We start from the raw sequence: 10008 nt of genomic DNA, 5'->3' as shown, positions 1-10008 counted from the left end.
GAATCATTTCGATCATCTCCCACTGAAGGTCAGTCAGGTCACTTGGGTACGCTTTTCGAATCGCCTCGGACACCGTGCACTCCTTTGCGTTGATGAACCGCAAAGTGTGAACAAAACCAGACTTTCACAAAACCTCAGTTTCCGGATAGCCTCTCAGAATGCAGAGACAACTTCGGCCCGACCTGGGTCCCGCTGCGATACGTCTACGGAAAGTGTGAGCAATACCAGGGGACATGCACCTGTGTGACTTACTACGGAAGTCAGCATCCGTCGCAATACAGCGAAGTCTGTGACTGTCTCTAAACGACGGACCATCGTTCGAGCAGAGTGCTTCAAGCGATCCTCATTCGCAGTCTTTCAAGCATCGTGGATGTGATGAGTTCGCTAGCTGAGCAAGTCGTCGACAACACGACCGTGAACGTCTGTCAGGCGGTAATCACGTCCTTGGTGCCGGAATGTGAAGTGCTCGTGCTTGATTCCGAGGGCGTGTAAGAGCGTCGCGTGAAAGTCGTGGACGGAGACAGGGTTCTCTGTGACGTTGTAGCAATAGTCATCAGTCGCGCCGTAGCTGAGCCCCGGTCGGAATCCTCCGCCCGCAACCCACATGGTGAAGCATCGGGGATGGTGGTCTCGTCCGTAGTTCGTGGCAGAGAGTGCTTCCTGACAGTAAATCGTTCTCCCGAACTCTCCTCCCCAGATGACAATTGTGTCGTCCAGAAGACCACGTTGCTTGAGATCAAGGACCAACGCAGCTGAGGCTTGATCGGTATCCTTGCACTGTCCGGGAAGCTGTTTCGGGAGATTGACGTGCTGATCCCAACCGCGATGAAATAGCTGAACGTAACGGACCCCGCGTTCGACCATTCGACGGGCGAGCAGGCAATTGGCGGCAAAGGTTCCGGGTTGTTTCGCATCTTCTCCATAAAGATCGAACGTCGATTGCGGTTCGTTCTCAATTTCGGTTAGTTCAGGGACAGAAGACTGCATCCGGAAGGCCATCTCATATTGAGAGATCCGAGTTTCGATTTCCGGGTCATATGTTTCTTCCAGCTTGGCTTCGTTCATCTTTCTCAGAGCGTTCAACCAGGAGTGTCGGGCGTGGCTGTCGACACCGGCTGGATTCGAGAGGTAATGCACAGCTTCAGTTGTGTTGCCGAAGCGAACCCCTTGATGTTCGGATGGGATAAACCCGCTTCCCCAAAGTCGCTGATAGAGTGGCTGACCATTGGGGCGACCGCTTCCTTTCGAAGACAAAACGACAAACGTTGGTAAGTTCTCAGCTTCTTTGCCGAGACCATAGGAAAGCCAGGATCCGATGCTGGGGCGTCCGGGAAGTTGGCTGCCCGTCATAAGAAAGGTAATCGCCGGGTCATGATTGATGGCGTCAGTGTGCATCGACTTAATAAAGCAGAGTTCGTCAGCAACTTGAGCAGTATGCGGCAGAAGTTCGCTCACCGACGCTCCGGACTCTCCGTGTCTTTGGAACTTGTAGATCGATGGCGCGATGCAAAGACGGTCTTGTTGAGCGGTCATTCCCGTTAATCGCTGGCCCATTCGGACTGATGAAGGGAGTTCATCGCCACGTCGGTTTTCGAGGTCAGGCTTGGGGTCGAAAAGATCCATTTGCGATGGGGCGCCCGACTGAAACAGGTAGATGACCCGTTTCGCTGTGCTGGGCAGATGAGGACCTTGTGCGGCGTGTGCGGTTTCCGACTTGAGAAGGGTCCCCAGCGCAGCAGCCCCGAGTCCGGTCGCACTTTTCCCAAAGAAGTAGCGACGAGATTGCTTATGGATTTCGGTTGCGAATGGATTCAATGTTCTACTCCCGGTTGATGGCTTCGTCCACGTTGAAAATCAGACTTACAACAACAGTCCGGGCGGCCAGTTCAACGGGATTCATCTTTGAGTCAATCGGACTTTCGCCAACAGTCATCAGGCGTTGGGCGAGTTCCGGACGAGAACGGTAGTCGTTTCGATGTTGGTGCAGTTGTGCTTTGAGAATTTCGATTTCGTCGCATGTTGGCGGGCGAATCAGAATTCGCTCCAAAACGTCCGTGAGCCAGAGTTCGTCGTTGGACGATGAAGGGCAGGTGAGCATTGTTTGTTGAGCGAGAACACGCGCAGCTTCGACGTAGGTCGGATCGTTCATCAGAACCAGAGCTTGCAGCGGGGTGTTCGTCGTTGGTCGATTCACCTGACAGATCTCTCGACTCTGGAAGTCGAGGGAATTCATATTTGGTGGCTGAACGGTTCGTCGGAGGAATGTGTAGAGACTGCGTCGATACAGGTCTTCGCCGTGCGACTGATTGTATTCAGGAAAGAACGCCACCATTTCTTCCCAAACCCCATCGGGCTGATAAGGTTTCACTGAGGGGCCACCGACTTTGGAATTGAGAAGTCCCGATGCAGACAGCGCCTGATCTCGAATCTCTTCCGGACGCATTCGAACTCTCGGTCCGCGAGACAGAAGTCGGTTCTCAGGATCTCGCAGGTACTGTTCTTTTGTCGCAGACGAGTCTTGTCGATAAGTGCTGCTGGTAACGATCAGGCGGTGAAGCGCTTTCACATCCCAGCCCGATGAAATGAAACGGACGGCAAGCCAGTCGAGAAGTTCCGGATGAGAAGGTGGGGCTCCACGTGTTCCGAAATCCTCGGGAGTCGAGACGAGTCCTCGACCGAAATGCGATTTCCAGTATCGATTGACCGCGACGCGAGACGTCAACGGATGCTGTGGATCCGTCAACCATTTTGCGAGGCTGAGTCGATTGCGAGGAACCTCTTTCGAGAGTGGAAGAATTGCCGCTGGGACACCATGCTCGACCTTCTTCCCGGGAGAATCATAGAGGCCGCGATCGAGAATAAAGGTCTCTCTCGGTTCCGGCAGGTCTTTCATGATCATGACGGTTAACGATTTCGAAAGGACCTCATCCCGTTCGGCTTTCAGGTCGATCAGTTTTTGATATTCACCCTGAGCGGCGTCGCCGAGTTCGATTAACTCTCGATCGATACGTTCGATGATTGCTTGGGTTTCAGGATCGTAATAGAAGAGAGGTTGCGCGTTTCCGTACCCGCGACCGAATTCATCGACGCTGTTGAAGTAAGCGAGAAACGAATAGAACTCTTCCTGGCTGATGGGGTCGAACTTATGGTCATGGCAACGGGCGCATCCCATCGTCAGGCCCATCCATGTGAGTGATGTTGTTTCAACCCGGTCGACGACATACTCCATTCGAAACTCTTCCGGGATAATGCCGTCTTCATCGTTAATACGATGATTTCGGTTAAAACCGGTCGCGATAAGTTGTTCGTCGCTGGGATTGGGGAGTAAATCTCCCGCGAGTTGATAAAGCGTGAACTTGTCGAAGGGAAGGTTCTTGTTGTACGCCTGAATGACCCAGTCTCGCCACGGCCACATTGTTCTTGGGATGTCCCCCTGATACCCGCCCGAATCGGCGTACCGCGCCAGGTCGAGCCACATGCTCGCCTGTTGTTCTCCGTATTGGGGTGAAGCGAGCAGAGTGTCGACAAGTCGCTCATAAGCATCGGGGCGAGTGTCAGCCAGGAATTGTTCGACCTGTTTCCGGGTCGGGGGGAGTCCAGTGAGGTCGAGCGTGACTCTTCTGATAAGCGTTCGGCAATCGGCCTCGTCTTGCGGTTTGAGGCCGTTGTCTTTCAGAGGCCGCAACACAAATCGGTCAATTTCGTTGCGGCTCCATCCCGTATTGTCTTCAGGAACTGTCGGAAGTTCGGGAGGGATAAACGACCAGTGTTGTTCGAATTCTGCTCCGTCTTCGATCCATTGAAGGAGCATTGCCCGCTCTTGATCCGTCAGTTGACGCGGGGAATCGGGCGGAGGCATTTGAAGGAATGCATCTTCTGAGAGAATGCGGCGAACGACTTCGCTGTTTTCTGCGTCGCCGGGAACAATGGCTGAATAGCCACCACGATCGAGAAGCACATCTTCACGTCGATCGAGTCTTAAATCTGCCTGCCGGGACTGTTCGTCTTGCCCGTGGCAATTAAGGCATGCGTCCGCGAGGAGAGGGCGGATATCACGATTATACTTCACTGATTTAATCGTTTGATCAGCGGAAAGCGGTCCCGATGCTATTCCGGAAGCGATGAGAAGCCACGCGAAGCGAGACGAGAACATCGCAGTTTTGCTGGGGATACCCATGGTTTGAGTTCTCTTCTACTTATTGATGTCTGAATCGGCAGCTCATCAAGAACTCAGGAAACACAAACCGAATAGAGAAGGTTTCCCGATTGATCAGGTCGTATCGACGCCTTCCCATCAAAGCTGTAATCAGTTCGATTGGTCTGCGAGTTCAGATTGTGACGGCCCGTCCATGGAGTTAGGTTCGAAAGTGTTCAACGCTTTCATTTCATGGATAGCCCCTTCAGTCCTACGTCGTATATCTCCGGAATTCCGGGCAGTTGGAGAGTGTGTCCGGGAATCCGTTTCAGGACGCCATCGACGCGACACTTCCGAGTTGACGCAAGGACCGTTAGCGCCAGCGTTGGACTTCACTGACGAAGACGGATGCTTCCGATTCTGCTTTCTCGTTTCGTTAAAAATAATTGCGATTGATGAACGCTGTTCTTCAAAAACCCGTTGCGTATTGCCAAATGGCGATCGCTATTCTTCTGTTCGGTACCTCTCTGCCTGTCAGTCAGGTCCTTACTCGGGAAATTGGAGTTTTCGAAGGGACGGCGATTCGTCTGACGGTTGCATCGGTTCTATTCCTTCCGATTCTCTGGCGGCATCGAGACGAAATCGCCAAGATCACTTCCATCGATGCAATCCTCGTGATCCTGATTGGTGCTTCATTGATCGCCGTTTCCGGTCTCATGCTGGGTAGTACGAGGTTTGTGCCGTGTTCGGTCATCTGTACGGTGACCTGTCTCACTCCGGTGGTGACTGGATTGGGGGCGATGCTGTTTGTGCGCGACCGTCCTCATCCCGGCCAATTAGGTTGGATTCTGTTTGCGGCCTGTTGTGCACTCTTCATTCGGTCGACGTGTGCCCAGTCTGACTCTCAGAATTGTGAGTCGATGATGCTTGTCTTCGGGGTCGCCCTGAGTTGCGTGGCGGTCATCTGTGAAGCGTCCGGGATTCTGATGGCGAAAGTGGTCACGCGACGACTCAATCCGCTTCCGCTCGCCGCTCTTTCGACATTGGCATCTGTCGTATTGATTCTTCCAGCGACTCTCATCAGTTCGGGGTATGTCGACCTCACCGGGCTCACAGCAAATGCATGGCTCGCCGTCTTCTGGTGGGGAGCAGGGGGAATTTGGGCAGGGACGTGGCTGTGGTACTCCGGGATTCAGCAAACGTCCGCGACCACTGCCGCGGTCTTTCTGAGTACACTCCCTTTCGTGACAATCGCGATGTCCTGGGTTCTCAACTAGCCCGTTCTCGGGTTTCCTTCACTCGCATGCGGGGCGTCTTCAAATTCCTTCTGCACTTGCCGATGGGGATCGCCAAGAACCCGGGATGAAGAGGCTCTGACAGCCCGATATGGTGCAACTTTCCGTGTCACTGGTGTGAGCGAAAAGGAAAGTGTTACAATCCCCGAGCGTCGAAAGTTCGGGGAGAGACTCCTGAGCCAGGGAAAGCTGACCGATGTGGTTGTTGATCTTCCGGGGCTCGGTCAAATTCTGAACGCCTGTTTCGATCAACATTGCTGGTCCGCCTTTGAGAATCGAGTGAGTGGCTGTTGGTATGAGGGTAAGCACCGGGATCGAATCGCTCGACGCAATCTTGCATGGAGGGCTTTCTGCCGAACGCACGTATCCGGTCGAAGGCGAACCCGGGACCGGAAAGACCACGCTTGGGCTGCAATTCCTGTTTGCTGGCCGTGATCGGGGCGAAAAGGGAGTGTATGTCACTCTGGCGGAAACCACCGATGAACTGAAAGAGATTGCGACTTCGCACGGCTGGTCTCTCGAAGGTATCCACGTGCATGAACTGCTGGATCCTCTTGATGACATCGGTCGCGCCCAGTATACGATGTTTGAACCATCGGAAGTGGAATTCGGAAGCACGATCTCGGGTGTGCAGAAGCTGGTGGATTCGTACAAGCCCGAACGAGTCGTCTTTGACTCTCTTTCCGAGATGCGTTTGTTGTCTCAAGGGGCATTGCGATACCGCCGACAGATTCTGGCTCTTAAACGTTTTTTCGTCGGCCGAGGATGTACGACATTGTTGCTCGATGACCGAGCTTCAGGATCAGACGACCAGCAATTGCAGAGTCTGGCCCATGGAGTCATCCGACTGGAACAGCGTCTCACTGACTACGGGAATGAGCGGCGGTATCTCCGCATTATCAAGCATCGCGGATCCGATTTCATCGGCGGGGCTCACGACATCAGCTTGGGACGCGGCGGCATCGAAGTCTTTCCGCGTGCAACTGCTGACACGGAAGTCGAATCAAGCGAGGGGCAACTGCTCGGAAGCGGATTAGAGTCGCTTGATAATCTTCTGGGCGGAGGAGTTCTGAGAGGTTCAAGCACGTTGCTGATCGGTCCGGCGGGTGTCGGAAAGTCTTCGATGGGAATCCAGTTCGCGGTGGAAGCTGCGAGTCGTGGAGAGCGTGCTGTTCTATTTGAGTTTGAAGAGAGTGAAAAGGTTCTCCTCAGACGTTCCGAGGGGTTGGGATTTCCGTTTCGCGATTACATGAAACAAGGGTTGATTTCAGTCTGTCATCTGCAAGCGGGTGAGATCACGCCCAATGAGTTTGCGCTCAAGGTCAGGAATGCGATCAAGGTGGATCGAGAAGGGAGGAGTGCTTCGGTTGTCTTAATCGACAGCTTGAACGGCTACGTAAGCTCCATGCCACACGAACGCTATCTGACTGTGCAGCTTCACGACATTCTCATGTATTTGGGGAATCGAGGGGTGACCACATTTCTTGTTGTCGCTCAGCATGGAATGCTTGGGAATTCAATGGGAACACCGGTCGATACGAGTTATCTTGCCGATGCGGTGATTCTGTTTCGTTATTTTGAAGCGGGGGGAAAGATTCGACGTGCCCTGTCTGTCGTCAAGAATCGAACAGAAAATCACGAACGCTCAATTCGCGAATACGATCTGACGAGTGGAGGTTTGCTGATTGGAGAACCTCTCGTGAACTTCCGCGGCGTGCTTGCGGGGACTCCCGAGTTCGTCGGCAATAATGAAGCACTCCTTAGCAGAAACGAGTCGAAAACGGAATGAGTGGAATTCAACCGATCGATGACGCTCCTCAGCGAGATGACGCTCTTCAACGAGTGGCGATCTATGCTCCGACTCTCCACGACGCCGAAATTTGTAAGCAGATTCTTGATGATGCGCAAATCGAAGTCGATCTATGTTTCAATATGGACGACTTCTGTAAGTTGATCGAAGAAGGCGTCGGCGTTGGGCTCGTCGGTGAAGGTCATCTCAATGACATCAACATGTCATGTTTGCACGATGTTCTCAAACGTCAGCCAGAGTGGTCAGACTTTCCGGTCCTCGTTTTGCTGGGACGCGAGGAACTCTCGTCGCAACGAGTCGATCGTCTCCTGTCATTGGGGAATGTTACTCTCGTTCCCTGTCCACTTCGAGTCGCAGTGTTCGTCAGTAAGTTGAGGGCACGACTGCGCGACAGGCGACGTCAGCGAGCCGTTCGTGATCTTCTGATCGAAAGAAGACGTGCTGCAGAAGCATCAGAGATTGATGCTCGTCGTCTCAGGATGGCGCTGCAGGTTGGGCATATGGGCATCTGGGAATGGAGTCGAAAGGAACTCTATTGGTCTCCAAGATTTTACGAACTCTTCGGGTTCTCGATATCAGTCGTTCCCGATCCGCAACGTTGCTTTGAACGTGTCCATGAGGAAGATCGCGACCAGCTGATCGCTCACTGGAACGAATCGATTGAGGCTGGGATCGATCTTCGAATGGAGTTTCGGATCGAGCATCCGGTTCTCGGGATGCGATGGATGTCGGCGGTTGGAGAAGCGGTCGCTGGGCGATCAGGCAAGACGCTGCGGCATGTCGGTATTATTTGGGATGTGACTCAGCGCCACGAATCAGAACTCGCGTTGCATGAAGCACGTCAGCAGGCGGAAGCAGCAAATCGCGCGAAAAGCGAATTCCTCGCCAACATGAGTCATGAGATCCGCACTCCGATGACAGCCATACTCGGTTATATCGATCTGATCTCCGAGAAAGTGGATGACTGCGATGTTCAGGATCACATCAAGACCATTCGCAGCAACGGTCGATTTCTGATGGAGATCATCAACGATATTCTCGACCTCTCGAAAATTGAAGCCGGGAAATTCGACCTCAGCGTGGAACGATTCTCGCCAAACCGTCTAATTGAAGACGTGCGAAGCATGATGAATATCCGCGCCACTGAGAATCGAATTGACCTGAACATCAATTATGACAGCCTCGTTCCGGAATATATTCTGACTGATCAAAAGCGACTCAAACAGATTCTTATTAATCTTGTGGGCAATGCCATTAAGTTTACGGATCGAGGGTCCGTCACGCTTTCGGTTTCGTACCAGCAACAGCAGGACCGAATTGAGTTTCGAGTGGAGGATACAGGGATCGGCATGACGAAACGTCAGATCGACCGCCTCTTTCGACCGTTCACGCAAGCGGACTCGTCGGTCTCGCGAAACTTTGGCGGAACGGGGCTGGGACTGGCAATCTCTCAACGGCTCGCCAATATCATGGGGGGAGAGATAACTGTCGAAAGTGAACCCGGCGAAGGAAGTTGTTTCACCGTCTCCATTCACCCGGGAGAGATCAACGGAATCAGGCTGGTTCCGCTTCAACCGATTGAGGATTCTCCTTCGACGTCGAAGTCGACAGAGGTGGGCCAACTCGACTGTAGTGTTCTGCTCGTCGATGACCGCCGCGATATCCGGTTCCTTGCTTCACGCATCCTGACGAAAGCAGGTGCGACGATTACCGAAGCCGAAGACGGTCAGGAAGCTGTTGACACCGTCCAGGAGATGATTCGCAACGATCGAATTGTGGATTTAATTCTTCTCGATATGCAAATGCCTCGTCTGGATGGATATCGAACCGCTGAACAACTCCGACGACTCGGATACCGCGGGCCAATCATTGCTCTGACGGCGGATGCAATGCATGGAGATATGGATAGCTGTATCGACTGTGGGTGCAACGATTACTTAAGCAAGCCGATCGACAGCGCGCAGCTTCTTCAGAAAGTGAAACGCTATCTGGCCATGGGATCGCAGGTGTAACGCAAGTATTCGTCGAACGAACCGCGTTCATGTGGGCACTGAGATCTTCTGAACATCGTCATGTCGGGCTCACTGGTTCGGTTCAAGCATCATGAATTTTCGAATCCAACTCTGCTCAGTGCTGCAACGATCCGTAGAATTGGCGACGGTAATCTGTGGGTGTCATCCGGGTGGCTTGTCGGAAGAATCGTGCGAAGTAAGGAGCGCTTGTGAAACCCGATCGTTCCGCAACCTCATTCACTGAGAGCATTGACGTTGCGAGGAGTTCTTTCGCTCGCTCAAGATGGGCTCGTCGAATCTCTTCTCCGATTCCGCGTTCAAGGAGAGTTCGGAATCTCAGTTCGAGAGAACGTCGAGACACGGGCACCTGTCGCAGCAACTCGCTGACAGAAATCGGACGATGCGCGTTTCGACGAATGAAGAGAAGTGCCTCCGTCACATCGGGATCTGCACCTGCAAGAATGTCGGTCGATTGACGGGCAACAACTCCCACGGGGGGAATAAAATCAGGGTGTTCGGGGATCTTTTCTCCCTTTAAGAGTCGGTCAAGCAGTTCTGCTGCCTGGTAACCGATTTGCTCGACGGGGACGTGGATGCTACTCAGAGGCTATCCGGAAACTGAGGTTTTTTGAAAGTCTGGTTTTGTTCACACTTTGCGGTTCATCAACGCAAAGGAGTGCACGGTGTCCGAGGCGATTCGAAAAGCGTACCCAAGTGACCTGACTGACCTTCAGTGGGAGATGATCGAAATGATTC

Annotated in this window: 6 protein-coding genes; 3 read left to right on the top strand and 3 right to left on the bottom strand. The window is 53.1% G+C overall.

All coding sequences use genetic code 11. From position 1 onward, the window contains the following. Window positions 1-384: 384 nt before the first annotated feature. Entirely contained in the window at window positions 385-1815 is a 1431-nt protein-coding gene (locus KOR42_RS24955; protein WP_197441566.1) for a DUF1501 domain-containing protein, read from the bottom strand. Window positions 1816-1819: 4 nt separating this feature from the next. After that, window positions 1820-4177: a PSD1 and planctomycete cytochrome C domain-containing protein gene (locus KOR42_RS24950; protein ID WP_146512527.1), complete on the bottom strand. Its 2358-nt coding sequence runs from the start codon at window positions 4175-4177 to the stop codon at window positions 1820-1822. A gap of 413 nt (window positions 4178-4590) precedes the next feature. On the opposite strand from KOR42_RS24950, the gene KOR42_RS24945 reads away from it, so the two are divergent. The 3 genes from KOR42_RS24945 (at window position 4591) to KOR42_RS24935 (ending at window position 9252) form a co-directional block, all read left to right on the top strand. After that, the gene (locus KOR42_RS24945; RefSeq protein WP_146512526.1) at window positions 4591-5412 is read left to right on the top strand and encodes a DMT family transporter; all 822 of its coding nucleotides are present in this window, start codon (window positions 4591-4593) and stop codon (window positions 5410-5412) included. 301 nt (window positions 5413-5713) lie between these two features. Beyond that, the gene (locus tag KOR42_RS24940; RefSeq protein ID WP_231741122.1) at window positions 5714-7219 is read left to right on the top strand and encodes an ATPase domain-containing protein; all 1506 of its coding nucleotides are present in this window, start codon (window positions 5714-5716) and stop codon (window positions 7217-7219) included. Next, window positions 7216-9252: an ATP-binding protein gene (locus KOR42_RS24935; RefSeq protein ID WP_146512525.1), complete on the top strand. Its 2037-nt coding sequence runs from the start codon at window positions 7216-7218 to the stop codon at window positions 9250-9252. Before KOR42_RS24940 ends, KOR42_RS24935 begins: the two co-directional genes overlap by 4 nt. A 115-nt stretch (window positions 9253-9367) precedes the next feature. Here KOR42_RS24935 and KOR42_RS24930 read toward each other — a convergent pair whose 3' ends face one another. Further along, a complete protein-coding gene (locus KOR42_RS24930; RefSeq protein ID WP_261342075.1) occupies window positions 9368-9847 on the bottom strand; it encodes a helix-turn-helix domain-containing protein in 480 nt (159 codons plus the stop codon). Window positions 9848-10008: the final 161 nt, after the last annotated feature.

It is taken from the genome of Thalassoglobus neptunius, from assembly GCF_007859735.1.
GTDB classification, from domain to species: Bacteria; Planctomycetota; Planctomycetia; order Planctomycetales; family Planctomycetaceae; genus Thalassoglobus; species Thalassoglobus neptunius.
Note: the sequence above shows the minus strand (reverse complement) of the source record. Positions and strands in the feature narration are given on the sequence as shown.

What these genes read in the sequence shown, in the direction of transcription:
- KOR42_RS24950 (WP_146512527.1), bottom strand. Translation starts at nt 4,177, where the DNA reads ATGGGTATCCCCAGCAAAACTGCGATGTTCTCGTCTCGCTTCGCGTGG.
- KOR42_RS24945 (WP_146512526.1), top strand. Translation starts at nt 4,591, where the DNA reads ATGAACGCTGTTCTTCAAAAACCCGTTGCGTATTGCCAAATGGCGATC.
- KOR42_RS24935 (WP_146512525.1), top strand. Translation starts at nt 7,216, where the DNA reads ATGAGTGGAATTCAACCGATCGATGACGCTCCTCAGCGAGATGACGCT.